This is a genomic window from Fundidesulfovibrio butyratiphilus, assembly GCF_054657235.1.
Map to the genome: position 1 here is coordinate 1,076,189 of NZ_BAAHXA010000001.1, position 23,786 is coordinate 1,099,974.

At 65.9% G+C, this 23,786-nt stretch carries 21 protein-coding genes; 16 read left to right on the forward strand and 5 right to left on the reverse strand.

Features of this window, described 5'->3' with window-relative positions:
• The 13 genes from aroA (at position 1) to ACYQ01_RS05330 (ending at position 13,722) form a co-directional block, all read left to right on the forward strand.
• Positions 1 to 1,308 carry a 3-phosphoshikimate 1-carboxyvinyltransferase gene (gene aroA, locus ACYQ01_RS05270; RefSeq protein WP_459932779.1) on the forward strand — a complete coding sequence of 436 codons (1,308 nt, stop codon included), beginning with the start codon at positions 1 to 3 and terminating at the stop codon, positions 1,306 to 1,308.
• Positions 1,305 to 2,084 carry a prephenate dehydrogenase/arogenate dehydrogenase family protein gene (locus ACYQ01_RS05275; RefSeq protein WP_459932780.1) on the forward strand — a complete coding sequence of 260 codons (780 nt, stop codon included), beginning with the start codon at positions 1,305 to 1,307 and terminating at the stop codon, positions 2,082 to 2,084. The genes aroA and ACYQ01_RS05275 overlap by 4 nt, the downstream gene beginning before the upstream one ends.
• Positions 2,081 to 3,493, forward strand: a complete 1,413-nt coding sequence (locus ACYQ01_RS05280; RefSeq protein WP_459932781.1) for an anthranilate synthase component I family protein — start codon at positions 2,081 to 2,083, stop codon at positions 3,491 to 3,493. The genes ACYQ01_RS05275 and ACYQ01_RS05280 overlap by 4 nt, the downstream gene beginning before the upstream one ends.
• The gene (locus ACYQ01_RS05285) at positions 3,474 to 4,046 is read left to right on the forward strand and encodes an anthranilate synthase component II (RefSeq protein WP_459932782.1); all 573 of its coding nucleotides are present in this window, start codon (positions 3,474 to 3,476) and stop codon (positions 4,044 to 4,046) included. Before ACYQ01_RS05280 ends, ACYQ01_RS05285 begins: the two co-directional genes overlap by 20 nt.
• Positions 4,047 to 4,061: 15 nt before the next feature.
• Positions 4,062 to 4,769, forward strand: coding sequence for a DUF2971 domain-containing protein (locus tag ACYQ01_RS05290; protein ID WP_459932783.1), 708 nt, complete (start codon positions 4,062 to 4,064; stop codon positions 4,767 to 4,769).
• Positions 4,770 to 4,837: 68 nt separating this feature from the next.
• Positions 4,838 to 5,836 carry an anthranilate phosphoribosyltransferase gene (trpD, locus tag ACYQ01_RS05295; RefSeq protein WP_459932784.1) on the forward strand — a complete coding sequence of 333 codons (999 nt, stop codon included), beginning with the start codon at positions 4,838 to 4,840 and terminating at the stop codon, positions 5,834 to 5,836.
• The gene (locus ACYQ01_RS05300; RefSeq protein WP_459932785.1) at positions 5,829 to 6,593 is read left to right on the forward strand and encodes an indole-3-glycerol-phosphate synthase; all 765 of its coding nucleotides are present in this window, start codon (positions 5,829 to 5,831) and stop codon (positions 6,591 to 6,593) included. The genes trpD and ACYQ01_RS05300 overlap by 8 nt, the downstream gene beginning before the upstream one ends.
• 175 nt (positions 6,594 to 6,768) lie before the next feature.
• On the forward strand, positions 6,769 to 7,389 hold the full coding sequence (locus ACYQ01_RS05305; RefSeq protein ID WP_459932786.1) for a phosphoribosylanthranilate isomerase: 621 nt from the start codon (positions 6,769 to 6,771) through the stop codon (positions 7,387 to 7,389).
• 70 nt (positions 7,390 to 7,459) lie between these two features.
• Positions 7,460 to 8,632 carry a tryptophan synthase subunit beta gene (trpB, locus tag ACYQ01_RS05310; RefSeq protein WP_459932787.1) on the forward strand — a complete coding sequence of 391 codons (1,173 nt, stop codon included), beginning with the start codon at positions 7,460 to 7,462 and terminating at the stop codon, positions 8,630 to 8,632.
• A 195-nt stretch (positions 8,633 to 8,827) separates the two neighbouring features.
• A complete protein-coding gene (trpA, locus tag ACYQ01_RS05315) occupies positions 8,828 to 9,598 on the forward strand; it encodes a tryptophan synthase subunit alpha (RefSeq protein ID WP_459932788.1) in 771 nt (256 codons plus the stop codon).
• A 300-nt stretch (positions 9,599 to 9,898) separates the two neighbouring features.
• Positions 9,899 to 10,801, forward strand: coding sequence for an EamA family transporter (locus ACYQ01_RS05320; RefSeq protein ID WP_459932789.1), 903 nt, complete (start codon positions 9,899 to 9,901; stop codon positions 10,799 to 10,801).
• A 9-nt stretch (positions 10,802 to 10,810) separates the two neighbouring features.
• Positions 10,811 to 12,118 (forward strand): phenylacetate--CoA ligase family protein, encoded by a 1,308-nt coding sequence (locus ACYQ01_RS05325; protein WP_459932790.1) that lies wholly within the window; start codon positions 10,811 to 10,813, stop codon positions 12,116 to 12,118.
• 173 nt (positions 12,119 to 12,291) lie between these two features.
• On the forward strand, positions 12,292 to 13,722 hold the full coding sequence (locus tag ACYQ01_RS05330; RefSeq protein WP_459932791.1) for an EAL domain-containing protein: 1,431 nt from the start codon (positions 12,292 to 12,294) through the stop codon (positions 13,720 to 13,722).
• 124 nt (positions 13,723 to 13,846) lie between these two features.
• On the opposite strand, the gene ACYQ01_RS05335 is transcribed toward ACYQ01_RS05330, so the two are convergent.
• The 4 genes from ACYQ01_RS05335 to ACYQ01_RS05350 all read right to left on the reverse strand — a co-directional run bounded on the left by ACYQ01_RS05335 (position 13,847) and on the right by ACYQ01_RS05350 (position 18,455).
• On the reverse strand, positions 13,847 to 15,157 hold the full coding sequence (locus ACYQ01_RS05335; protein WP_459932792.1) for an EAL and HDOD domain-containing protein: 1,311 nt from the start codon (positions 15,155 to 15,157) through the stop codon (positions 13,847 to 13,849).
• A 427-nt stretch (positions 15,158 to 15,584) separates the two neighbouring features.
• Positions 15,585 to 16,634 carry an N-acetyl-gamma-glutamyl-phosphate reductase gene (gene argC, locus ACYQ01_RS05340; protein ID WP_459932793.1) on the reverse strand — a complete coding sequence of 350 codons (1,050 nt, stop codon included), beginning with the start codon at positions 16,632 to 16,634 and terminating at the stop codon, positions 15,585 to 15,587.
• A gap of 180 nt (positions 16,635 to 16,814) precedes the next feature.
• Positions 16,815 to 17,135, reverse strand: a complete 321-nt coding sequence (locus tag ACYQ01_RS05345) for a DUF1844 domain-containing protein (RefSeq protein WP_459932794.1) — start codon at positions 17,133 to 17,135, stop codon at positions 16,815 to 16,817.
• A 153-nt stretch (positions 17,136 to 17,288) separates the two neighbouring features.
• Positions 17,289 to 18,455: a pyridoxal-phosphate-dependent aminotransferase family protein gene (locus tag ACYQ01_RS05350; RefSeq protein ID WP_459932795.1), complete on the reverse strand. Its 1,167-nt coding sequence runs from the start codon at positions 18,453 to 18,455 to the stop codon at positions 17,289 to 17,291.
• A gap of 216 nt (positions 18,456 to 18,671) precedes the next feature.
• Here ACYQ01_RS05350 and pyk point away from each other — a divergent pair, with 216 nt between their 5' ends.
• From pyk to ACYQ01_RS05365, 3 genes are all read left to right on the forward strand, one after another.
• The gene (gene pyk, locus ACYQ01_RS05355) at positions 18,672 to 20,093 is read left to right on the forward strand and encodes a pyruvate kinase (protein ID WP_459932796.1); all 1,422 of its coding nucleotides are present in this window, start codon (positions 18,672 to 18,674) and stop codon (positions 20,091 to 20,093) included.
• Between the two features lie 96 nt (positions 20,094 to 20,189).
• A complete protein-coding gene (locus tag ACYQ01_RS05360) occupies positions 20,190 to 20,657 on the forward strand; it encodes an L-2-amino-thiazoline-4-carboxylic acid hydrolase (protein WP_459932797.1) in 468 nt (155 codons plus the stop codon).
• On the forward strand, positions 20,657 to 21,301 hold the full coding sequence (locus ACYQ01_RS05365) for an HAD family hydrolase (protein ID WP_459932798.1): 645 nt from the start codon (positions 20,657 to 20,659) through the stop codon (positions 21,299 to 21,301). The genes ACYQ01_RS05360 and ACYQ01_RS05365 overlap by 1 nt, the downstream gene beginning before the upstream one ends.
• Positions 21,302 to 21,545: 244 nt before the next feature.
• On the opposite strand, the gene ACYQ01_RS05370 is transcribed toward ACYQ01_RS05365, so the two are convergent.
• On the reverse strand, positions 21,546 to 23,531 hold the full coding sequence (locus ACYQ01_RS05370) for an alkyl/aryl-sulfatase (protein ID WP_459932799.1): 1,986 nt from the start codon (positions 23,529 to 23,531) through the stop codon (positions 21,546 to 21,548).
• Between the last annotated feature and the right edge of the window lie 255 nt (positions 23,532 to 23,786).

Below are 23,786 nucleotides of genomic sequence, written 5' to 3' on the forward strand. Positions count from 1 at the left end.
ATGACAACGCCAGCCACCGTCGCCGCCCCGGCCTCCAAGTCCGTGTCGCACCGGGCCTTCATCGCCGCCGCCCTGGCCGAGGGGACATCCGTCGTCACCCACGCCCTGGAGTCCGTGGACCTGGCCCGCACCCGGCACTGCCTGACCCAGATGGGCGCGAACTTCACCAAAACCGAAGCGGGCTGGTCCGTCTCCGGGGTGGCCGGCACGGTGCGTCCCGTCGCCGACCCGGCGGACCTGGACGTGCACGAGTCCGGCACCACCTGCCGCCTGCTCACAGGGGTGGCCGCCGCCGGAGAAGGCCGCTTTCGCGTGCATGGCGCGCCGCGCATGCACCTTCGGCCCATCGGCCAGTTGACCGGCGTGCTCGAAACCCTGGGCGCGAGCTTCGAATGGGAGGGCGAGCCCGGCTTTCCCCCCTTCGTCATGACCGCGCGGGGGTTGCCCGGCGGACAGTCCGTGGTGCCCATGGAAGAGTCGAGCCAGTACCTTTCGGGCCTGCTTCTGGCCTCGCCCCTGGCCCGGGCGGAGAGCCTGGTGGCCGTGGGCGGCAAAAAGGTGGTCTCCTGGCCGTACGTGGCCCTCACCCTCATGGTCATGGCCGATTTCGGCGCGCCCGTGGTGGTGGAGACGCTGGGATCTGACGGCTGGGTCGTGGCCGACTACGCCACGGCCAGCGCCGCCCCGGGCGGCCTGCGCTTTCGCGTGAAGCCCGCACGCTACAAGGCCCGGACCTACCGGGTGGAGGGCGACTGGTCCAACGCCTCGTACTTTCTGGCCGCCGGGGCTCTGGGACCGCGCCCGGTGCGGGTGGAAGGCCTGCGCCGCGACTCCCTGCAGGGCGACAAGGCCATTCTGGACATTCTGGCCAGCATGGGCGCCGCGATCGACTGGGAGGACGGCGCGGTCACCGTGTCCGGCCACGGCCTGCGCGGGGTGGAGCTCGACATGGGCTCGTGCCCCGACCTGGTGCCCACCGTGGCGATGACCGCCGCCCTTTCGGGCGGGACCACGGTGATCCGCAATGTGGCCCACCTGCGCATCAAGGAGTCCGACCGGCTGGAAGCCTGCGCCGCCGAGGCCCGCAGACTCGGGGCCAAGGCCGAAACCTTCGCCGACGGCATTTGCGTGACCGGGGCGTCCGCGCCGCCGCCTAGGCGCGTGGAGTTTCTCACCTACGGCGATCACCGTTTGGCCATGAGCACCCAGTTGGCCACGCTCAAGGGCGTGGAAGCGGTTCACGACGACCCGGGCTGCGTCTCCAAGAGCTTCCCGGACTTCTTCGACGTATGGAGGACCATCCGGTGAGCGCGGACAGCATAGACACCGTGGCTTTTATCGGGTCCACGGGCAAGATGGGGGCCATGCTCACGGAGCGTTGCCGCCGGGTCCACGTGACCTGCCTGCCCGTGGACGCGCCCTTCGACCTGGAAACCGCCGCCAGGGACCTGGCGGCCTGCGACATGGCCCTTTTATGCGTCCCCGCGCAGGCCGTGACCGAGGTGCTCGCCGCCTTGGCCCGGCTGCTGCCGGCGCGAACCATCCTGGCCGACGTGTGTTCGGTCAAGGTGCGGCCTCTCGAAGAAATGCTGGCCGCGCACCCCGGCCCGGTGGTGGCCACGCATCCCCTGTTCGGCCCGGCCCCGTCCGAGGACGATCCGCTCAAGGTGACGGTGTGTCCGGGTCGGGGGGGCGAGGCGTTCAAGCGGATCACGGCCTTTCTGACCCGGCTGGGCTTCGCCCCCTTCACGGCCGACGCCCACGAACACGACCGGGCCATGGCCTACGTGCAGGGACTCAATTTCGTCACAACCGTGGCCTATCTCTCGACCCAACAGGCCCACCCGGATTTCGCGCGCTACCTCACGCCGTCGTTTCACCGGCGTCTGGCGGCGTCGAAAAAACTCATACTGGAAGACGCGGGCCTGTTTCGGGCCCTTTTCGAAGCCAACCCCTACAGCCTTGAGGCGGTGCGCTCGTACCGCAACTACTTGAACGTGGCCGCCGGCGGCGACTTCGAGCTGCTGGTCGAGCGGGCCAGCCGCTGGTGGAGCACAAGCGAATGCGAAAGGAAAAACCCATGATCACACTGCGCCAGGAAGGCAAATGGCTGCCCGCCGACGTGCAGACACCCATCAGCCTCTACCTGAGTCTGGTGGGCGACCGGCCGGGAATCCTCCTCGAAAGCGCCGAAGTGGACGGACGCCTGGGCCGCTATTCCATCCTGGCCTGGGATTTCAGGCTCACGGCCTGTTGCAAGAACGGTCTGCTCGAACTCACCGTGCGCGACGACCGCCTGAAGGACCTGACCGCCCACGACGGAAAGCCCTTTCTCGAAGGTCTGCGCGCCCTCATGGCCGACCTCGAGGTCGTCTCGCCCGAAGGGTTCACCGATCTGCCGCCCATCACGCGCGGGCTCTACGGCTATTTCGGCTACGCCCTGGCCGCCCTGTTCGAGCCCAAGCTGGCCAAGGTGATTCCGCCCGAAGAGGCCGAATGCACCCTGGTGCTGCCCGGCCACACGGTGCTCTTCGACCACCTGCGCCACCGCTGCTGCCTGCTGTCGCTGGGCGGCGGCATGCGCGTGCGTCTGGACCCCTCGGTGGTGCTGCGCCCGCAGGAGCGTCCCGAGATCGGCGGCATCATGCACCTGCCCGGCGAGGAGCGCTACAAGGCCATGGTGCGCGAGGCCAAGGAGCTCATAAGCGTGGGCGAGGGCATCCAGATGGTGCCCTCCAACCGGTTCACCGCGCCCTTCCACGGCGATCCCTTCGGGCTCTACCGCAGGCTGCGCCAGGTGAATCCCTCCCCCTACATGTTTTTCGTGCGCCTGCCCCGCATCACGCTGGTGGGCAGCTCGCCGGAATTTCTCGTGCGCTGCCAGGGCGGCGTGCTCACCACAGCCCCCATCGCCGGCACACGGCCCAGGGGCCGCGACGAGGCCGAGGACGAACGCCTGGCCCAGGACATGCTGGCCGACCCCAAGGAACGGGCCGAACACGTGATGCTCGTGGACCTGGGCCGAAACGACCTGGGCCGCATCGCCAAGCCCGGCAGCGTGAAGGTCGAAAAATTCATGCAGGTGGAGAAGTTCTCCCACGTCCTGCACATGACCTCCTACGTCACGGCCAAGCTCAAGGACGGCCTGGACGCCATCGACGTGCTGGGCTCGGTGTTTCCGGCCGGCACGGTGTCGGGCGCGCCCAAGGTCTGGGCCATGGAGCTCATCGCCCGGCTCGAAGGTCTGCCGCGCGGCCCCTACGCCGGGGCCATCGGCTGGCTGGGCCTGGACAAGGGCCAAGTCGACCTGGACACCGGCATTCTCATTCGCACCATGTGGATTCGCGACGGCATGCTCTCCTGGCAGACCGGAGCCGGCATCGTCTACGATTCGGACCCGGAAATGGAATGGAAGGAAGTCAACAACAAGGCCCGCGTGCTCGCCGAAGTGGTGGCCGGCCAGGAGGAAGGCGATGTTTTTACTCATCGATAATTACGACTCCTTCACCTTCAACCTGGTGCAGTACTTCCAGGAGCTGGGCCGCGACCCGCTGGTGCTCAAAAACGACGACCCCCGAGTGCTGGACCTGGCCGCGGACCCGGCGCTCGAAATGGTGTGCATATCCCCGGGCCCCAGCCGGCCGGAGAACGCCGGGCTCTGCCTGGAGTTCGTGGCGAAACTGCCCAAGACCGTTCCGGTTCTGGGCGTGTGCCTGGGCCACCAGATTCTGGGGCACTACGCCGGCGCGCCGGTGGAGGTGGCCGAGCGCATCATGCACGGCAAGACCAGCCTGGTGACCCACCGCGAGACCGGGCTCTTCGAGGGGCTGCCCAATCCCATGGAGGTCTGCCGCTACCATTCGCTTCTGGTGCGCGCCCACAAGGCCCCCCAGCGTCTGGAGATAACGGCCTGGACCGACCAGAACGAAGTCATGGGCCTGCGCTACCGCGACCGCCCCTGGGTGGGCGTGCAGTTTCACCCCGAAAGCGTGCTCACGCCCGACGGCAAAAAACTGCTGGCGAACTTTCCGGACAAGGTTCTCTAGCGAAGGATCACGGTCATGCCCCTGGAGCTTCGCAACCTCGCGCCCTCCGACGTCACCGGCGCGGCCACCCTGTGGAAATACGTGCGCTTCGAGAAGTTTCTCGACTTTTTGCTCATGCGTCGCCTCTACTTCCGCCGGGTGGACAAGCTGGACGACCCCTACGAGTGCCTGCTGCCCCCCGACGCCACGGCCCGCGCCCTGGCCGGGGCCGGCCCCGAGGTGGCCGCCCTGGTGGCCGAACACCAGCGCTACCTGAAATCGGAGCGCATCAAGGTCTTCGTGTGCTGCTGGCATCTGAGCGACCACGAGTCCGAGGCCATGTGGAAGCTCTTTGGCGGGGCGGGACACTCCATCGCCATCACCTTTCGGCTCTCCACCTTCCTGGCCGCCATCGCCGGGGAGGAACTGACCGCCGGCAAGGTGATCTACAAGGACCTGGGACGCGAAAGCCTGAACATGAAGGACATTTTCGACTTCGCCATGATCAAGCGCAAACCCTTCGAACACGAGAAGGAATTCCGAGCGCTCTACATCAACCGCGACGGCCCGGACAGCGCAAAACTCCTGGATGCCTACGGCTACTACCTCCCCGTGGAGCCCACGCGCCTGGTGGACCGCATCTACGTGTCGCCGCTTTCGGAAAAGTGGCAGTTGGAGCTCACCGAAACCATCGCGGCCCAGCACGGTCTCAAGGGCAAGGTGGTGCAGTCCACGCTTCTGTAGAAACCGCCCGTCGGGCGCGCAACCGACTACTTTCGCGCGGGATTCGCGCGTCGACAAAGGAGTCTTCCATGGACGTTCTGGAATATCTGGCCATCGGCAAAGACCTGACCGAGGAACAGGCCTTGGAGTCGTTTCGGGCCATGTATACCGGCGAAATGCCGGCCTCCTGCGTGGGGGCCTTCCTCATGGGTCTCAAGACCAAACGCGAGACCGGCCTGGAAATCGCCTGCGGCGTGCGCGCCGCCCTGGAACAGGCCCGGCTCTGTCCCGGCCTGACCGGCGACCGCATCGACACCTGCGGCACCGGTGGGGACAACACCTGCTCGTTCAACTGCTCCACGGCCGTGGCCCTGTACCTGGCCGCGCTCGGGCACAAGGTGGTCAAGCACGGCAACCGTTCGGTGTCTTCCACCTGCGGCTCGGCCGACGTGGTGGAGGCCCTGGGTTTGTCCCTCACCGTGGAGCCGACCGACGTGGCCACGGCGCTCGACAAGCGAAACTTCGTGTTTCTTTTCGCCCCCACGTTCCACCCGGCCTTCAAGCGCATCATGCCCATCCGCAAGGAACTCGGCGCGCGCACGCTGTTTAACCTCATGGGACCGCTTTTGAACCCCGCCCGTCCCACCCACCAACTGCTCGGCGTGCCCACGGCCGGCTTCGTGCCGCTCATCGCCGAAGCCCTGGCGCTGACCGGCGTGCGCCACGCCGCCGTGGTGCACGGCGCGGGCGGGTTCGACGAACTCTCCCCCTTCGGACCGGCCGAGGTGGTCTGGGTGCGCGAGGGCTGGATGCGCCGCCAGCGCGTCGACCCGGCCGACCTGGGCATCGCCCGGCACAAGATTTCCGACGTGGCCGTGGCCAGCAAGGACGAAGCCATCGCCGTCATGCTCGAATTGCTCGAAGGCGACGGCCCCGAAGCCATGCGCGACATGTTGACCCTCAACCTGGGCATGTGCCTGCACCTGCTGGAATCCGATCTTTCGCTGCAGCAGGGCGTGGACAAGGCCCGCGACGCCATCAAAAGCCGCGTGGCCGCCAGCTTCTGGAGCGATGTGATCCATGCTTGAAAAATTCCGGGCCGCCAAGGCGGCCGAAATAGAAGCCCTGCTGGCCCTGGACAAGGCCGACAAGCTCCCCGAGCCCTATGCCGGCGAACGCCCCGACTTTCTCCGCGCCCTCTGGGAGAGCGGACCGGGCGCCATCATCGCCGAATACAAACGGGCTTCGCCCTCCAGGGGCGACATCGAGCTCGGCGTATCCCCGGAACAGGCCGCCCTGGCCTACAAGCAGGCCGGCGCGGCGGCCCTGTCGGTGCTGACCGAGGAGACTTACTTCAAGGGGCACATCGACTTCCTCGAACGCATCCGCCCGGTGGGACTGCCCATGCTGCGCAAGGACTTCATCCTGCATCCCCTGCAGGTCATCGCCACGGCGGCCACTCCGGCTTCGGCCGTGCTGCTGATCGCGCGCATGCTCGAAGAGGACGAACTCGACGAAATGATCGATCTCGCCCAGGTGCTGGGCCTCGCCGCCGTGGTCGAAGTCTTTGACGAGGACGACCTGGCCAAGGCCCTGGCCTGCGAACCCGAGATCATCCAGGTGAACAACCGCGACCTGGATACCCTGACAACCGACCTGGGAGTGTCGCTTGGCCTGATCGAAGAAAAGGACGAAGACCAGATCTGGATCAGCGCCAGCGGCATAAAGACCCCCGAGGACGTGGCTCGACTGGTCGACGCCGGCTACGACGCCCTGCTCGTGGGCACCTCGCTCATGAGCGGCGGCGACCCCGGTGCGGCCCTGCGCAAGCTGCGGGGGAAATGAGGGGGGGACGGGGAAAAGAGGGGGCGCCGCCCCCTCGCCCCCGCCGGGGGGGATCATTCCCCCCCGGACCCCTTCGATTGCGGGCGGGAAAACGGACGACGACTCGACATCCTGAAGCGACTCGGCGAATCGGACGAAAAAGATTCGGAAACACGGACAGGCAAGGAAACGAAGCATGAAAACGTTGGTGAAGGTCTGCGGCATGACCCGCCCCGATCAGGTGGAAGCCCTGGACGCCCTGGGCGTCGACCTTCTGGGCTTCATCTTCGCGGCCAAAAGCCCGCGCCGAATCAGTCCGGAACAGGCGGCGGCCATGCCCCGGGGCCGGGCCAAGCGGGTGGGCGTGTTCGTGGAGCAGACCGTGGGCGAGGTGCTCGCCATCATGGACAAGGCCGACCTCGACCTGGCCCAACTGCACGGGGGCCAGTCTCCGGGATTCTGCCGGGCCGTGGGGCCCGAGCGGGTGATTCGCGTGTTCTGGCCGACCCGCCACCCGGACATGGAATTTCTGAACGCCGAAATGTCCGGCTACGCGGACGTCTGCGCCATGGTCCTTTTGGACGCGGGCGCAAGCGGGGGGGGACACGGCACAAGCCTGGACTTCGCCGCCCTTGCCGGCCTTTGCGCCCCCAAGCCCTGGATTCTGGCCGGAGGCCTGTCCCCGGACAACCTGAGCCAGGCCTTGCGCTTGGCCAGGCCCTCCGGCGTGGACATGAACTCCGGCCTGGAGACCTCTCCCGGAATCAAGGACATCGACAAGGTCCGTCACGCACTGCAACGTATCGAGCTCACTTAAAATTTTTCAAGGGGGTCCAGGGGGAACCTTTTTATAAACAGTTCCCCCCTGGCCGCCGGAGGCGACTCCCATGCAGAAAGGATATTTTGGATCGTTCGGAGGCATGTTCGTTCCCGAACTGCTCATGCCCCCGCTCCTGGAAATCGAGGACGCCCTGCGCGACATCGTGCCCAGTCCCGCCTTCCAGAACGAATTTCAGGCCCTGCTGGCCGACTACGTGGGCCGGCCCTCGGCCCTGTACCGCTGCCCCAACCTGTCGGCCAAGCTCGGTTTCGACCTGTGGCTCAAGCGCGAAGACCTGAACCACACCGGGGCGCACAAAATCAACAACGCCCTGGGCCAGGGGCTTTTGTGCAAACACATGGGCAAATCCGTGCTTCTGGCCGAAACCGGGGCCGGCATGCACGGCGTGGCCACGGCCACGGCCGCGGCCGTGCTGGGGCTCGACTGCGTGGTCTACATGGGCGCCACGGACGTGGTGCGCCAGGCCCACAACGTGGGTCGCATGCACCTGCTCGGAGCCGAGGTGGTGCCCATCGAGTCCGGCACCCGGACCTTGAAGGATGCCATCAACGCGGCCCTGCGTCGATGGATAGCGGACCAGCGCACCACCCACTACTGCTTCGGCACCGCGGCCGGACCACACCCCTTCCCCACCCTGGTGAAAGTGTTCCAGTCCGTGATCAGCCGCGAAGCCAAGGCCCAGTTCCTGGAACGCATCGGACGCCTGCCCGACTACGTGGTGGCCTGCGTGGGCGGCGGGTCCAACGCCATCGGGGCCTTCGCCGAATTCGCGCCCCACTCCGAGGTCAAGCTGGTGGGCGTGGAGGCCGCCGGCACCGGCGAACCCGGATGCCACCACTCCGCTCCCCTGAGCCTTGGGTCGCCGGGCGTGCTGCACGGGGCCATGAGCATGCTGCTCCAGACCGAGGACGGACAAATCGAACCGTCCCACTCCGTGGCCCCGGGCCTGGACTACCCCGGCGTGGGCCCGGAACACGCCCACCTGCAGGAGTCCGGCCGGGCCGCGTACTCCACGGTGAACGACGCCCAGGCCCTGGCCGCCTTCAACACCCTGACCCGGGCCGAGGGCATCATCCCGGCCCTGGAAAGCTCCCATGCCGTGGCCTGGGTGCTGGAAAACGCCGCATCCATCCCCAAAGGCAGCCAGGTCATGGTCTGCCTGTCCGGACGCGGGGACAAGGACCTGGGCATTCTCGAAGAGTACAAGGCGAAGAAATAAGAAAAGGGGGACGCCGTCCCCCAAACCCCCTGCCGGGGGCGGACGCCGCCCCCGGACCCCCCGATGTGGGCTCGCGAGATCGGACGCTTGTCGCGCCGTCGCACCCAATTCGGGGGGTCCGGGGGGAGGGACTCCCCACGGCGGAGGTGTCCAGAGGAGGCGGCGCCTCCTCTGGCCGCCGGAGGCATATCCATCATGAGCGAATCGATTCTCACCACGCGCATACGCGAGGCCAAGGCCCAGGGCCGCAAGGCCGTGATTCCCTACCTGCCCGCCGGATTCCCGGACAAGACCCGCTTCTGGGAAGAACTTGACGCCCTGGACCGTGGCGGAGCCGACGTCATCGAAATCGGCGTGCCCTTTTCCGACCCCGTGGCCGACGGCCCCGTGGTGGAGATGGCCGCGCTGGAATGTCTGGAGCGCGGCGTCACCCTGAAATGGATCCTCCAGGAGCTGGCCGCGCGCAAGGGCCGCTACCGGGCCGGGCTGGTGCTCATGGGCTACTACAATCCCTTTCTGCGCTACGGCCTGGACCGTCTGGGCGCGGACGTGGCCGCCGCCGGGGTGACGGGACTCATCGTGCCCGACCTGCCCCTGGAGGAACGCGAACCCCTGGCCTCGGCCCTGGCTCCGCACGGGGTGGAGATCATCTGCCTCATCGGCTTGAACACCCCGGAAGACCGGCTCAAGCGTTACGCCGAGGTGGCCAAAGGATTCGTGTATTTCGTGTCGGTGCTTGGCACCACCGGGGTGCGCGAAAGCCTGCCCGACGAGGTGCGCGGCAAACTGGCCCAGGTGCGCCCCTTCTTCGACGTGCCGCTGGCCCTGGGATTTGGCATCTCGCGTCCCGAACAGGTGGCGCTCTTCGGCGACGACGTGGACGCCGCCGTCATCGGCAGCGCCCTGATCGGATATGTGCGCTCGGGCAAGAGTTGCGAGGAATTCCTCGCGCCCTGGAGAAACTAGCGCCGCCCAGGCGAGGCCGTGGTCATGGTTTCAAAAAACCAAAAGATCCCGACATGTTCCGCGCTATCCTGACGACAACGCCCCCGGAAAGCCTTCCGTCCGGGGGCAAGCGGGGCTGGCGCTTCGCCACGCCTTGCGCTAGGTTGCCCCGCTTGCGCCGGACGCGGCGGGGACGGGAGCCGGCCGGCAGAGGCCGCGCCGGCTCCCGCCGGGCGTTTGCGCTTCGTTTCGACACATACGCCCGGTCGCGGCGCCAAAACGCCGCCCCGGTCCCAATCCGCACGACAACCGGCAGGCGACATGTCCCAGATTGTTCTTCACGGCCCTCCGCTCTGGCTCTGGCTTATGCTGGTGGCCGCCACGGCCCAGGCCGTAAAGGACCTGTTCCTCAAGCAGACCATGACCGGCCCGAACGCCTTGGAGTCCATCGTGGTGGTCTGGGCCTACTGCCTGACCACGACCCTGTTTCTCGGGGCGGGCTTGACGCTCGAAGACCTTCCCCGCCCCACGCCCACGTTCTGGATCGTGTTGGCCGTGACCGGACCGATGGCTTCGTTCACCCTGTACGCCTACGTGCGCGCGCTGGAGTTGGGCGACCTGTCGCTGACCGCGCCCATGCTCACCTTCACGCCCCTGTTCCTGCTGGTCACCTCGCCGATCATGGTGGGCGAAACGCCGCAACCCTGGGGCGTGGCCGGCATCGTCAGCGTGGTGGGCGGGGCCTACATCATGAACCTGGGACGCTGGCGCTCGGGACCGCTGGAACCGTTTCGGGCGCTCCTGCGCGACCGGGGCGTACGACTCATGCTGCTGGTGGCGTTTTTGTGGTCCATCTCGGGCAACTTCGACAAGATCGGACTGCGCAATTCGTCCCCCAATTTCTGGATCGCCATGGCCTTCGGGGCGACCACGCTGTGTCTGACGCCCATCGTCTGGCGAGTGAGCCGCCGGGGCTTCTCCCAGGTATGGACCAAACCCTGGAGCCTGACCGCCGCCGGAGCCCTTGAGGCCCTGACCGCCTGGTGCCAGATGATGGCGCTCACCATGACCATCGTGCCCTACGTGATAGCGGCCAAGCGCTTGAGCGCCGTGGTGGCCGTGCTGCTGGGCGGACTGGTGCTCGGCGAGCCCGACTTGCGCCAACGCCTGGCCGGATCGGCCCTCATGGTGGCCGGAGTTCTGCTTATAGCCTTCTTAGGATAGGATGATACAATGGGTACCGCACACCGTTTTCTTCCCTCGCTCTCCGAGGACGAACTGACCGCCAAACAGACCGCCGGCCTGAACTGGACACTGGGCCACGCCTACGCCGGCAACGCCATGTACCGCAATCGCCTGGCCGAGGCCGGATACCAACCCGGACAGGCCCTCACCCTGGACGACCTGCCCAACCTGCCCTTCACCAGCGCCGACGACCTGCGCGAAGGCTATCCCCTGCCGTTTCTTTCCGTGCCGCCGGAACAGGTGGTGCGCGTGCACGCCTCGTCCGGCACCACGGGCAAGCGCAAGGTGCTGGCCTATACCCAGGGCGACATCGACACCTGGAAACACATGTTCGCCCGCTGTTACGAACTGGCCGGGCTCACCATCCTGGACCGGGTGCAGATCGCCGTGGGCTACGGCCTGTGGACCGCCGGCGTGGGCTTCCAACTGGGCTGCGAGCACTTCGGCGCCATGGCCGTGCCCGTGGGGCCGGGCAATATGGAAATCCACCTGCAATTGCTCGAAGACATGCGCGCCACGGTGCTGTGCTCCACGGCTTCCATGGCCCTGCTCATGGGCGAAGAGGCCCAGAAGCGCCAGTTGAAAGGCAAGCTCGCCCTGAAAAAGATCATCTTCGGGGCCGAAACCCACACCCCCAAGATGCGCAAACGTTTCATGGAAATGCTTCGCCTCGAAGACAGCTTCGACATCTCGGGCATGACCGAACTCTACGGCCCCGGAGCCGGCCTCGAATGCCCGGCCCACGAAGGCATCCACTACTGGGCGGACCTCTACATAGCCGAGATCATCGATCCCGACACCCTGCGCCCCGTGGAGCCCGGACAGTTGGGCGAACTTGTGCTCACCAGCCTGAGAAAAGAGGCCGCTCCGCTCATCCGCTACCGCACCCGCGACATCACCCGCATCATCCCCGGGAAATGCTCCTGCGGTCTGAACCTGCCCCGTCACGACCGCATTCAGGGCCGTTCGGACGACATGTTCATCTTCCGCGGAGTGAACATCTACCCCGGACAGGTGGCCGATGTGCTGGAGCACTTTCCCCAGGTCGGCAGCGAATACCGCATTCGGCTCTTCCGCAAGGGCGGCAAGGACCAGATGCTGCTTCAGGTGGAGCGCCGCCCCGACGCCGACGCCTCCTACGACCAGAACCTCTCGGAGGCCATCTCCATCGAACTGCGCAAACACGTGCTCGTGCGGGCTTGGGTCGAGGTGCTGGGCCAGGGCGAACTGCCCCGCAGCTTCGCCAAGACCAAACGCATGCAGGACGACCGGGCGTCGGGAGAAGAGGAAGAATAGTCCGGAACAAAGACGGGAGAGGCAAGCCGGCGTGGCCCCCCGGACGGGGACCTTTGCGCCGGGCCTCTCCCCGCGATCCGCGGATTCGGCTCGCGCCCTGCAAACAGGGGACGCTGCGCCTAACGGGAAGCGACTCTCGACAACGCGAGCAGCGTCACGAGGGACACAGCCACATGAACGACTCCGTAAACAAGACGACCGACGACCAGTCCGTCACCGACAAGGCCCCGAGCCCCTCGCGGGACGATCATGGCGCGCTGTTGAACGACGCCTTTTTGTCGTGCTTTCCCGCTGACCTCGCGCAGGTACTGGCGCGCTTGCGCAAAAACGAGCAGGGGGAGATCGAAGCCCCATGGCGAAACATGGTCATCCGCAGCGTGTTTCAGCCGATCGTTTCCTTCACGCACAATTGCATCATCGGCCATGAAGCCCTGGTTCGGCCAGCGCTGCGGCGAGGCGCCCCCATCAGCCCGCCCGATTTCTTCGCCCTGGCCCAGAAGCGAGACGAGCTGACCCTGGTGGACCGGGCCTGCCGGGCGCTGCACCTGCTCAACGCCGGGAACTATCCCGGGTGGCTGTTTCTCAACTTCCACCCCGCCCTGTTCGGCGATCCGCGAAACGAAGGACTTACGGAGCGCTTTCTTTCGGCCTTCGTGGACGTTCTCGGCGTAAACCCGGGGAGCATCGTGGTGGAAGTGGTCGAAAACAAGGTGCCCGACGAGGAACGTTTCGACCAGGGCGTGAAAAGCCTGCGCGACGCCAATTTGAGCATCGCGCTGGACGACTTCGGCGTGGGCGACTCGAACTTCAGTCGCATCTGGAGCGTGCGGCCGGAAATCATCAAGCTCGACCGAAGCTTCGCCGACCAGAGCGAGAAGGACATCAAGGTGCGCAAGGTCCTGCCGAGCCTGGTGGCCATGCTGCACGAGATGGGAACGCGGGTGCTCCTGGAGGGCATAGAAACCGAACAGCAGGCCTTGATCGCGCTGGAATCCAATGTCGACTTCGGCCAGGGATGGTTTTTCGCGCGCCCGGCTTCCAGCCCTCTTTCCGACCCCTACGCCCTGGCCGGCGTGCTCGACTCCCTGTGGAGCGCACATTGCGAAACCTTGCATACGCGCGAACGCGACCGCAAAGAGTTCATCACGCCCTTCACCCAGGCAATCGAAGTCATGTCCGGGGCGCTGCAACGGGGCGTCGCCTTTGAAGAGGCCGGCGCGGCGTTCCTGAACATTCATGAGGCGAAGCGCCTCTATATCGTCGACAACAAGGGGTTCATCCTCGAACCGGCCATGCGGTCGTCATGCCGCGCCGCCGAGGGCAAGCCTTGCGTACACTGCAACGGCGGCTGTCCGTCTCCGACCAAAAAACGGTTCAATCCCCTGCCCGACAACCAGCCCTTCATGAAGCTGGCCCGGCTCGCCATGCAGCCCTTTTTCCGGCGCGCGGTGGAGGCCCCCAACACCCCCCAGATCACCAGGCCCTACGTGTCGCCCTGCGACGGGAAACTCACCGTCACCGTTTCCATCGGTTTTTCCCTGGACGGCGCGCTGTGCGTCTTGTGCGGCGACCTGGACTGGTCCTCCTTGATCCACAAGCTGTGATTCGCCGACAGCCCACAGGACGAGCGTGACCGCGACACGGTCCGAGGGTTCGGGAAGCGCATCGGTTCCACCCCACCCCGCCGCAAGGCCAACGCCGGTCCAGCCCGGCGCCGTTGTCGCGTTCTCACTTCTTCCTGGCCGGCTTGGCCTCCGCGGTCTTTATGGGACTTTTGGCGCTCTGGACCAACGCGCCGGCGAAGCGCATGGCGTCGGCGTTGAGGATGGAAGCCTTGGCCGGAGGCAGGTGCAGGCCCTTGAGCGTTTGCTGCGCACTGCGCCAGTTGGCCTTTTCAAAGGATTCCGCCAGGTCCAGGATTCCGCTGAACTGTCCGTGCCGGCCGAGCAGGGCCTGGATGAGCTCCGGGGAAAGCGGCAGATCCTTGAGCACTTCCGCCATGGGCTGGCCGAGCAGACTGTCGAGAAACGAAAACAACCCCAGGACGAACAGGGCGTCGGGCTTGGCCGGCGGATTGCTCAGGCTCCGGGCCAGCATCTCCAGGAATTTGGCCCGGCGCACCGAGAGAAACACCAGCTCGCGCCCTTTGTCGGTGGGGTTGATGTCGCTCATGATCACGGCTTGCAGCCACATGGCCAAGTTGCGCTGTCCGAGAAACATGGCGGCCTGGCGAATGGACTCCATGGACTGGCTGCGCCCGAAGTAGGCCGAGTTGATGTAGCGCAACAACCGGTAGGACAGCGAGAGGTCGGTTTCGATGATATTGCTGACCTTGATCAGGTCGTAGTCGTCGCTGGCCAGTTCCTGCAGGAGACGCAGCTTGGACGCCTGGGAGGCGCTCATCTTGCGCCCGACCACGATTTCGGGCTTGCGGTAGAAAAAGCCCTGAAAAAGCGAAAACCCCAGATCCTTGGCCTTGCGGTGCATGGCGTCGTCCTCGACCTTTTCCGCCAGCAGCATGCGTTTGGGACTGGCCAGCCGGGCGGCCAGTTCGGGCAGCTTTTCCGGCGGCGTCAGCAGCATGTCGACCTTGATGATGTCGGCGAGTTCGAGAAAGGGCGTATGCCCTTCGTCGCCCACGAAATCGTCCAGAGCCAGAATGTATCCGGCCTCCTTGAGCCGGGCCAGGGAGTCGAGAATTTCCGGGCTGGGCTCCACGGTTTCGAGGATCTCGATCACGCAGCATTCCGGCGGCAACGCGAAGCCGTACCCCTCGATCAGGAGCCGGCTGGGAAAGTTGATCAGGGTCTTTTCCATGTCGGAAAGCCCGGAACGTCCCAGGGAGACGCCGTCGGCGATCACTTTCGAGGTGGCCGCCGCGCCGTCGGCGAATTCCGCCGTGGAGCTGGTTTCGGCTTGGCGATACAGGAGTTCGTATCCCCAAACATTCATACGGGTGTCGAACACGGGCTGCCGGGCCACGAAAAGGGCTTCGCTGGCGGTTTCGTCCAGCGAGACAGTGGAATGATCAGCGTCCATGTGCAAACCTTCTCCCAAAAAGAAAGCCGACTGTCATTCGCTCATTCTGTATCTCTCCAGAGAGATTTAAAGCGAAAACTTTTCTTCAAGGCAATACATTCACGAGTCTTGTTGAAATGTATACCAGCTTGCCCCAGTTGGCAATGGCGGCCGAGAATCCTTCCTCGTTCCCAGCGGGTTGTTCATGCATGCAATCATCGCCGCGACAAAGCGCGTTCGTCTGGCAAACGAATTTTCGCGCACCAAGGAATAACGGCCCGACCGACAAATCGGCCAGGCCGTCATGAGGGCTTGGAAAGGTCCTGAAGCGGGCTCCCGCCCGGGCGCACCGCGTCCATGAAACCCCACGCGGCGTGTTCATGGAGACAAACGCCCCCGAGGCGGCGTTGACCGAAAGCCCGCGCGAGCGCGTTTCGCGGACGCCGCGTCAGGGCATGAGCGGAGCCAGGTTCAGGCCGGCGTCCACGGGCAGACCGGACATAAGGTTGGCGCAGGCCACGGCCTGGCCGGAAGCGCCCCGGCACATGTTGTCGATGGCGCTGGCCACGATGAGGCGTCCGGTGCGGCTGTCCACCACCACGCCCAGGTCGGCGTACATGGAGCCGCGCACGTGACGCGTCTCGGGCAACTTTCCTGCGGGCAGCACCCGCACCCACGGCCGGCCCTGGTAGTGCTTTTCGTAGATGGCCTGGACATCCTGCTGTTCCATGGGATTTTTGAGCTTGGCGTACAGGGTGGAGAGAATGCCGCGTTGCAGAGGCACGAGGTGCGGGCTGAAGGTGATGGTCATGGGACAGCCCGCCACGGCGGAGAGTTCCTGTTCCATTTCCGGGGTATGGCGGTGTTTGGCCAGGTTGTAGGGCCTGAAGGAGTCGTGCACTTCGCTGAACAGGGACGCCACCGAGGCCCCGCGCCCGGCTCCCGACGCCCCGGACTTGGAGTCCGCCACCACGCTGGACGGATCGATGAGCCCTTCGGCCAGGGCCGGCCACAATCCCAGAAACACCGACGTGGGGTAGCACCCCGGGTTGGCCACCAGGCGCGCGGCCTTGATGTCCTGCTCGTAGCGTTCGGGCAGACCGTAGGCCGCTTCGGCGATGAGGTGGGGATGACGGTGGGCCTGGCCGTACCAGGCGGCGTAGACGCTGGGATCGCGCAGGCGGAAGTCGGCGCTCAAATCCACCACCTTGAGTCCGGCGGCCAACAGTTCGGCGGCCATGTCCATGGCCGCGCCGTGGGGCACGGCCAGAAAAACCAGTTCGCACCCGGCCAGTTCCTTGGCTTCGGGCAGGCAGAGCACCACGTTTTCCAACCGGGTGTTTTGCACGAAGGGATAAAACTCCACCAGGCGCTTGCCGGCCTCGGTGCGCGAGGTGGCTTTGATCAGTTCGAAATCGGGATGGTTGACGAGGATCCTGGCCAGCTCCATGCCGGTGTATCCGGTGATGCCGACGAGTCCGACGGGAATGCGCGCCATGGTCGCCTCCTTGTGCGGGCCGCGAAGGGACGGGCCCGGTGTGGCTTGAGTGACGAAATGGGATGACTTGACGACGGCGGGGGGAAACGCTTGGCCCGCGCGGAAACATCCGGCGGCGCGAGGCGTTCGGCCGCGCCTCTCGAAGGCCGGGAGGAATCTCCGGGCCCCGGCGACAACAGCCTAGCCGGCTCGTCGCAGGTAGGACATGCGCAGGTGGTAGAGCATCTCGCGCAACTGCCTGGCCTCGTCGGGCGAGAGGTTGCCCATGGTCTTTTCCTCGAGCATGGCCAGGGTGTCGATGGTGTGCTTGGCCAGGGGCAGGCTCACCTTCACCGCGCCGGACTCGGGATCGGGATTTTCCCCCAGGTGCACCAGGGCGGAGATGTAGAGCGAAAGGGCGAAAGTGGCGAAATCCACAGAGGGCAGGCAGGTCCCCATGTAGTCGGCCTGTCCATCCGGGCAGGTGCCGCAGTCCGGTTTCGCGTCGGTTTCCTGGCTCATCGCGGTGTCACTCCCTCTAGCGGCGGGTTTTTCGCCCGGTGCGAAAAACGTGATTGCCCTGTGTTAAGACTTTTACGATCGGACGCAAGAACGCCGCCCGCCACGCGCCGCCGCCAGCGCCAAAACCGGCGTTCGCGGCGACATGCAACGCTGTTAGCAGGCCGCCGGACCCTTGTGAAGGGCCTCCTCGTAGGCGACCATGCCCTGTTCCAGGGCGTTGTCCGAACCCACGAATCCGCCGGCCTTTTCAAAGCCCCGGCGAAACGCGGCCAAACCGGCCAGCACGTCGCCGAAATCCACGTAGCCCATGTGTCCCAGGCGCACGATCCGGTCCTTCATGTGCCCCTGCCCCGCGGCCAGCACCACGCCGAAGTCCGCCGAAGCGGTCTTGAGCACGTCCGCGCTCGAAACCCCCAGGGGCATCTGGATGGCGGTCAGTCCCCAGGTGAAGTGGTCCTTGGCGAACAACTCCACCCCCATGGCCGAAACGGCGGCCCGGGTCATGCACGTGAGGGCCCACTGCTTGCGGAACATGTTTTCCAGACCGAATTCGCGAAACAGGCGCAGGCTTTCGTCCAGCCCCACCAACAGGCCGATGGCCGGGGTGAACATGGTCTGGTTCTTGCGGATTTTTTCCAACTCGCCCTGCAACTGGAAATAGAAATTGGATGCCGGCACCCGGGCGCACTTGTCCCAGGCCCTGGCCGACAGGGCCACGAACGCCAACCCCGGAGGCAGCATGAGCCCCTTCTGCGAGCCGGTGAGCAGGCAGTCCACGCCCCAGGCGTCCATGGGGCAGGGCGAGATGCCCACGGACGAAATGCCGTCCACCACGAGCAGCACCTCGCGCGCGCCGGTGATCTTGGCCAATTCGCGCACGGGGTGCATCACCCCGGTGGACGTCTCGGACGCCTGCACGCACACGCCCTTGATGGACGGATCGGCGTCCAGGGCGGCGGCCACGTCGGCCGGTCGCACGGCCTGTCCCCACTCCACGGGCATGCGCAGGGCCTGTTGCCCGTGCATGTCGCAAATTTCGCCGAAGCGTTCGCCGAATTTGCCCGCCTCCACGCACAGAATCTTCTCGCCGGGCGCGAAGAGGTTGGTCAGGGCCGCGGTCATGGCGCCGGTGCCGGAACAGGCCAGGGGCAGCACCTCCTGACTGGTGCCGAAGAGGTATTTGAGGCCTTCGCGCACCCGTTCCACGATGGGCAAAAAGCCAGGCTTGCGATGGTGGATCATGTCCCGGGCCATGGCCAGACGCACTTCCTCGGGAAGCGGCGTGGGACCGGGCGTGAGCAGTCGTTGCCTGTTGAGCATGGGAAATCTCCTTGCCGGGCGGCTCTGGGGCGGGCCGGCGAACGGTCCGCGACAGGAGCGAAGCGTTTTCTCCCCAGGGCGTCGGTGGGGGGCTTGTACACCAAACGCCATCGGGATTCATCCGTTTTGTGACCGGCGCTTTCAGGGAATTTGGGCTACCCAAACGCCCCCGGCGTGGGCTATCGTGTCCGGAAAACACCGGATCGGAGGATCCCCATGACCACGAAAATCATCGCCACCCTGGGCCCGGCCTCCATGAACCACGAGACCATCAAGGCCTTGGCCCTGGCCGGAGCCAGCATATTCCGCCTGAACTTCTCCCACAGCGTGGCGGAAGACTTCGTGCCCGTCATCGCGGACATCCGCCGCGTGGAGTCCGAGTTGGGCGTGCCCCTCACGGCCCTGGGCGATCTGTGCGGTCCCAAAACCCGCATCGGCGAGGTGGCCAACGCCCCCCGCCAGATCGAAAAAGGCCAGCTCGTCTACCTGGGCCTGGACGGCGAAGACCCCGGAGACCCGGACACGCCGTTCGCCCCCCTGGACATGCCCGAGCTGCTGGCCGGACTCAAGCCCGACATGCCCGTGAACCTAAGCGACGGCCTGCTCCAGTTCACCGTCACCCGCGAATTGAAAAAGGACGCCCTCTACGAACTGCGGGCCAACAACGCCGGCGTGCTCTCCTCGCGAAAGGGCATCGCCTTTCCCGGCAAGCACCACGCCCTGCCCGCCCTCACGGAAAAAGACGTCAAGGACCTGCACGAAGGGCTCGACGCCGGCATCAACGCCGTGGCCATCTCGTTCGTGCAGTCGGCCCAGGACATCCGCCAGGTCAAGGACGAAATCGCCGGACACGGGGTGTGGGTTCCCGTGGTGGCCAAGCTCGAACGCCAGAACGCCGTGGACCGCATCGACCAGATCGTGGCCCTGTCCGACATCATCATGGTGGCCCGTGGCGACCTGGGCCTGGAATGCCCCATCCCCATGCTGCCCATCATCCAGAAAAAGATCATCCGGGCCTGCCGCCACGCCCAGAAGCCGGCCATAGTGGCCACGCAAATGCTGCTTTCCATGGTGAAAAACCCCATCCCCACCCGGGCCGAATCCACGGACGTGGCCAACGCCATCCTGGACGGGGCCGACTGCGTCATGCTCTCGGAGGAAACCGCCGTCGGCGACTACCCGGTGGAGGCCGTGCGCTTCATGCGCGAAATTTCCGACAACGCCGTGAACTACTACCTCGAACGCATGCAGGGCCCTTACGTCCCCAGCCGGGAGGTCAATCCCTCCAAGTACCTGGCCTATGCGGCCTGCATACTGGCCGGCAACGCCCAGTCCAAGGCCCTGGTGAGCCATTCGGTCTCGGGAGCCACCGCGCGCCTGCTCTCCTCGCGCCGGCCCGACCTGCCCATCTACGCCCTGACCCCCGAATCCCCGGTGCTGCACTACATGAACTTCGTCTGGGGCGTGACCCCCAAGCTCATCGACGCCACGGCCGAATCCCACATGGCCCGGGCCGAAGCCTTCGTGGCGGCGAGCCCGGAATTCGCTCCCGGAGACTCGGCCGTGCTCACGGCCGGGCAGCCCACTCCCGGACAGAGCGAACGGTTTACGAACGAGATCAAGCTGTATTACAAGTGACCCGTCCGGCGGGGGGCGATCGCCTCCCGCCGTTTCCTTCACCCCCAAGCCCGCGCCCCGGCGAGGTCCACGCCCCGCCCGCCGCTTTTGTACGCCATGAACGCACCGCCTCTCATCGAACAGCGCGCCATTGAAGCCCAAATCTTTCGCGCCTTTTACCTGACGCTTTCGGCCAAGGCCGGAAAGACCGCCGCCCTGGCCGCCGTGGCCGAAGCCGTGGAAGCCCTGGGCCTGACCGCCGGCCAAGCCTTTGCCGCCACCGCCCCGAACGGACCGAGCTTCGACCATTTCGCCACCATCCTGGACATCTGGCGCGCTTCCGGCGCGCTCGAAGTGGAAAACGCGCGCCAGACCGGCCGCGAACTCACCTTCACCGTGACCCGTTGCGCCTATGTGGAGCGCTACCGGACCATGGGACTGCCCGAGGAACTGGTCGGCCTCGTCTCCTGCGGACGCGACGAGCCCTTCGCCCGGGGCTACAGCCCGAAACTGGCCCTGGAAAGGCCGCAAACCCTTGCCACAGGCGCGCCCGGCTGCGCCTTTCGCTTTACCTGGAGAGACTGATGCCCGCAAAAGCCGTTGTCTTCGATCTGGACGGCACCCTGCTCAACTCCCTGGACGACTTGGCCGACTCCTGCAACGCGGCCCTGGTCGGCCTGGGGTATCCGCCCCACCCCGTGCCGGACTACGCCGCCTTTCTGGGCGACGGCATGGAGACGCTCGTGAGCCGCGCCCTGCCCGAAAGCGCCCAGCACGACATTCCCCGCGCGGTCACGGCCATGCGCCGCGAATACGCGGGGCGCTGGGGCGTCAAGAGCGCGCCCTACCCAGGCATTCCCGAGCTGCTGGACACCCTGGCCGACAAGGGTCTGGCCCTGGGGGTGCTTTCCAACAAACCCGACGATTTCGCCAAGCTCATCACGGACCACATTTTCGCTCGCTGGCCGTTCACCGCCTGCGTGGGGGTCACCCCCCAGACACCGTGCAAGCCCGACCCGGCCGGAGCCGTCCGCGCCGCTCGGCTGTTGGGCCAGAACCCGGCCGACTGTCTGCTGGTGGGGGATTCGCCCATGGACGTGCATGCCGCCCTGGGCGCGGGCATGACCCCCGTGGCCGTGACCTGGGGATTTCGCCCCGAGTCCGTCCTGCGCGCCTCCGGCGCCACCCGCTTGGCTTACGCGCCCCGGGACGTGCTGAACTACTTGTAATTCGCCCCGTCATTCCCCGGCCCGACGCGCCTGTCCGTGGCCTGGCCCAGCCGTCCCCAATACAGCAGGCAACCGGGGAGTCCAGAGGGGGTCACCCCCTCTGGCTGCCGGAAACGTCTTTCAGTCTTGCTCTTCCGCCTCGGCGACAAAGCGTTCAGTCGCTTCCGGCGGCCGGGGGGAACGATTCTCCCCGGACCCCCTCGATTCGGGGGCGTCCGGGGGGCGTCAGGAACCAGGTCGGGGATTACGGCGTGTTTCTGGGCGTCACCAGGCTAAACCACACGGTGGACCTGTCGAGCAGGGACACCAGGGTCTCGAAGGCGGCCTTGTCGCCCTGCATCGCCAGCGACGCGTCGGCCACGGCCTGGTCCACGGTCTTGGCGCCCATGACCAGGGCCAGAAAGGTCTTGCGGTCCATGGTCAAGGTGGCGTCGGCGTCCTTGTCCTGCGACTTGAGGGTGTGGGACAGCGCGCCGTTTTCCAGAATCAGCACGTCGTCTTCCTTGAGATCGGTAAAGCGCAGGTTGAGCGCCAGGCGCTTCCCGGCGGACTTGGGGCCGTCCAGACGCACGCCCAGGAAGTCGAAAAGCATGTCCGTGGTCAAAGCCCGCATGGCGTCGGCGTTGGTGGCGCGTCCCTCGGGCCGGGGCTGGCGGCCCTGGCGCAGGTCCTGCGCGCCGCTCAGGTAGAAGTTGCGCCAGGGCCCGGACTCGGCCTGATAGCCCATCTGCTCCAGGGCGTCGGCTTCCAGGTCGCGGGCGGCCTGGTTCTTGGGATCGGCGAACACCACCTGGTTGAGCACCTCGGCCACAAAGCGGTACTCGCCCTTGGCGAAGTCCTTGCGGGCGCGTTCGAGCACGGCGTCGGCCCCGCCCATGTACTCCACGTACTTCTTGGCCCGCTCCACGGGCGCGAGCACGTGCAACGTGGCCGGATTGCCGTCGAACCAGCCCAGGTACTTCACGAACGTGGCCTTGGCGTCGTGATACAGCGTGCCGTAATAGCCGCGCAGGGCCCAGAACTTCTGGATGGGCTCGGGAAAGGCCATGGCGTCGGCCAGTTCGTCCGGCCCGTAGCCCAGGTTGGCCAGGCGCAGGGTCTGGTCGTTGATGTAGCGGTAGGCGTCGCGCTGCAGGGCCAACATGCGCTTCACCCGGTCGGCTCCCCACACGGGCCAGTGATGCATGCCGTACATGACCACGGACTTGTCTCCCCAAAGCGTCAGGGCCTGGTTCAGGTACTTGGACCAGGACAGGGGATCGCGGATCTTGGCCCCGCGCAGGGTGTAGGTGTTGTGCAGGGTGTGGGTGCAGTTCTCGGCCACGGTCAGGGCCTTGAACTGCTCGATGTACCAGTGCATCTCAGCGGGCGCCTCGGAATCCTCGGCCAGCATGAACTCGAAGTCCAGGCCGTCGATATTGAGCGTCTGGCCGTTGTGCGTGATGAGCTGAGTGGGGGCGATCAGCGTCACGGTTCCCTCGGACGTGGTCGTGCCCAGGCCCGCGCCCACCTGCCCCACCGGCGACGGCGGCAGCAGGTTGCCGTACATGTAGGCGGCCCGGCGGCCCATGGCCTGACCGGCCAGCAGGTTCTCGGTGATGGCCGCCTCCAGAAAGCCCTTGGGCGCGACGATCTTGACCTTGCCGGAAACGACGTCCTTTTCATCCACCACGCCGCGCACGCCGCCGTAATGGTCCACGTGGCTGTGGGAATAGATCACCGCCACCACCGGTTTTTTCGGTCGCTGGGCGTAATACAAGTCCAGGGCGGCCTTGGCCGTTTCGGCCGAGACCAGGGGATCGACCACGATGATGCCGGTCTTGCCCTCGTAGACGGTCATGTTCGAAAGGTCGGCGTTGCGGATCTGATAGATGCCGTCCACCACCTTGAAAAGCCCGCCCTGCATGCACAGGCGCGACTGCCGCCAAAGGCTGGGATTGACCGTGTCCGGGGCGTTCTCCTGATTGGCGACAAAGGCGAATCGGGTCATGTCCCACACGGGCTTGCCTTTGGCGTCTACGATCTTGCCGCCGTCCGGCAACGGGGCGACGAACCCCCGCGTGGCGTCCTCGAAATCCTGCTTGTCTCCGAAATCCAGCAGGGTTTTGAGCTTGGCGTTGGCGGCCAAGGTGACCTGGGAGGCGGGTTTGGGTTGGTCGGCGGCGCATGCGCTGCGCGTCGGGAACAAAATCCACAGGGCACAAAACATCAGACAAACGAAGGTCGCCACGCTTTTCCTCCTGGTGCCGGGCTCGTAGGAACCGCCCGATGCAACGACATGCGCCATTTTCGCCACTCCCCGCTTTGCGTTTGTTTCAGACCGGCGTCCCGCGCGTGGAGACGCCTCGTCGCCGGAACCTCCCGGGCGCCCGGCGTCCCGTGTTCGGTTCGCGGATTCCATACACGAAAGCGCCGGTCCGTGTCTGTACGGAAAAGCCCTTCCCGTCGCCGGCCGAAACGCGAAAAAACGAAAGGCGGCGTCCCG

What these genes read in the sequence shown, in the direction of transcription:
- aroA (WP_459932779.1), top strand. Translation starts at nt 1, where the DNA reads ATGACAACGCCAGCCACCGTCGCCGCCCCGGCCTCCAAGTCCGTGTCG.
- ACYQ01_RS05280 (WP_459932781.1), top strand. Translation starts at nt 2,081, where the DNA reads ATGATCACACTGCGCCAGGAAGGCAAATGGCTGCCCGCCGACGTGCAG.
- ACYQ01_RS05285 (WP_459932782.1), top strand. Translation starts at nt 3,474, where the DNA reads ATGTTTTTACTCATCGATAATTACGACTCCTTCACCTTCAACCTGGTG.
- ACYQ01_RS05290 (WP_459932783.1), top strand. Translation starts at nt 4,062, where the DNA reads ATGCCCCTGGAGCTTCGCAACCTCGCGCCCTCCGACGTCACCGGCGCG.
- trpD (WP_459932784.1), top strand. Translation starts at nt 4,838, where the DNA reads ATGGACGTTCTGGAATATCTGGCCATCGGCAAAGACCTGACCGAGGAA.
- ACYQ01_RS05300 (WP_459932785.1), top strand. Translation starts at nt 5,829, where the DNA reads ATGCTTGAAAAATTCCGGGCCGCCAAGGCGGCCGAAATAGAAGCCCTG.
- ACYQ01_RS05305 (WP_459932786.1), top strand. Translation starts at nt 6,769, where the DNA reads ATGAAAACGTTGGTGAAGGTCTGCGGCATGACCCGCCCCGATCAGGTG.
- trpB (WP_459932787.1), top strand. Translation starts at nt 7,460, where the DNA reads ATGCAGAAAGGATATTTTGGATCGTTCGGAGGCATGTTCGTTCCCGAA.
- trpA (WP_459932788.1), top strand. Translation starts at nt 8,828, where the DNA reads ATGAGCGAATCGATTCTCACCACGCGCATACGCGAGGCCAAGGCCCAG.
- ACYQ01_RS05320 (WP_459932789.1), top strand. Translation starts at nt 9,899, where the DNA reads ATGTCCCAGATTGTTCTTCACGGCCCTCCGCTCTGGCTCTGGCTTATG.
- ACYQ01_RS05325 (WP_459932790.1), top strand. Translation starts at nt 10,811, where the DNA reads ATGGGTACCGCACACCGTTTTCTTCCCTCGCTCTCCGAGGACGAACTG.
- ACYQ01_RS05330 (WP_459932791.1), top strand. Translation starts at nt 12,292, where the DNA reads ATGAACGACTCCGTAAACAAGACGACCGACGACCAGTCCGTCACCGAC.
- ACYQ01_RS05335 (WP_459932792.1), bottom strand. Translation starts at nt 15,157, where the DNA reads ATGGACGCTGATCATTCCACTGTCTCGCTGGACGAAACCGCCAGCGAA.
- argC (WP_459932793.1), bottom strand. Translation starts at nt 16,634, where the DNA reads ATGGCGCGCATTCCCGTCGGACTCGTCGGCATCACCGGATACACCGGC.
- ACYQ01_RS05345 (WP_459932794.1), bottom strand. Translation starts at nt 17,135, where the DNA reads ATGAGCCAGGAAACCGACGCGAAACCGGACTGCGGCACCTGCCCGGAT.
- ACYQ01_RS05350 (WP_459932795.1), bottom strand. Translation starts at nt 18,455, where the DNA reads ATGCTCAACAGGCAACGACTGCTCACGCCCGGTCCCACGCCGCTTCCC.
- pyk (WP_459932796.1), top strand. Translation starts at nt 18,672, where the DNA reads ATGACCACGAAAATCATCGCCACCCTGGGCCCGGCCTCCATGAACCAC.
- ACYQ01_RS05360 (WP_459932797.1), top strand. Translation starts at nt 20,190, where the DNA reads ATGAACGCACCGCCTCTCATCGAACAGCGCGCCATTGAAGCCCAAATC.
- ACYQ01_RS05365 (WP_459932798.1), top strand. Translation starts at nt 20,657, where the DNA reads ATGCCCGCAAAAGCCGTTGTCTTCGATCTGGACGGCACCCTGCTCAAC.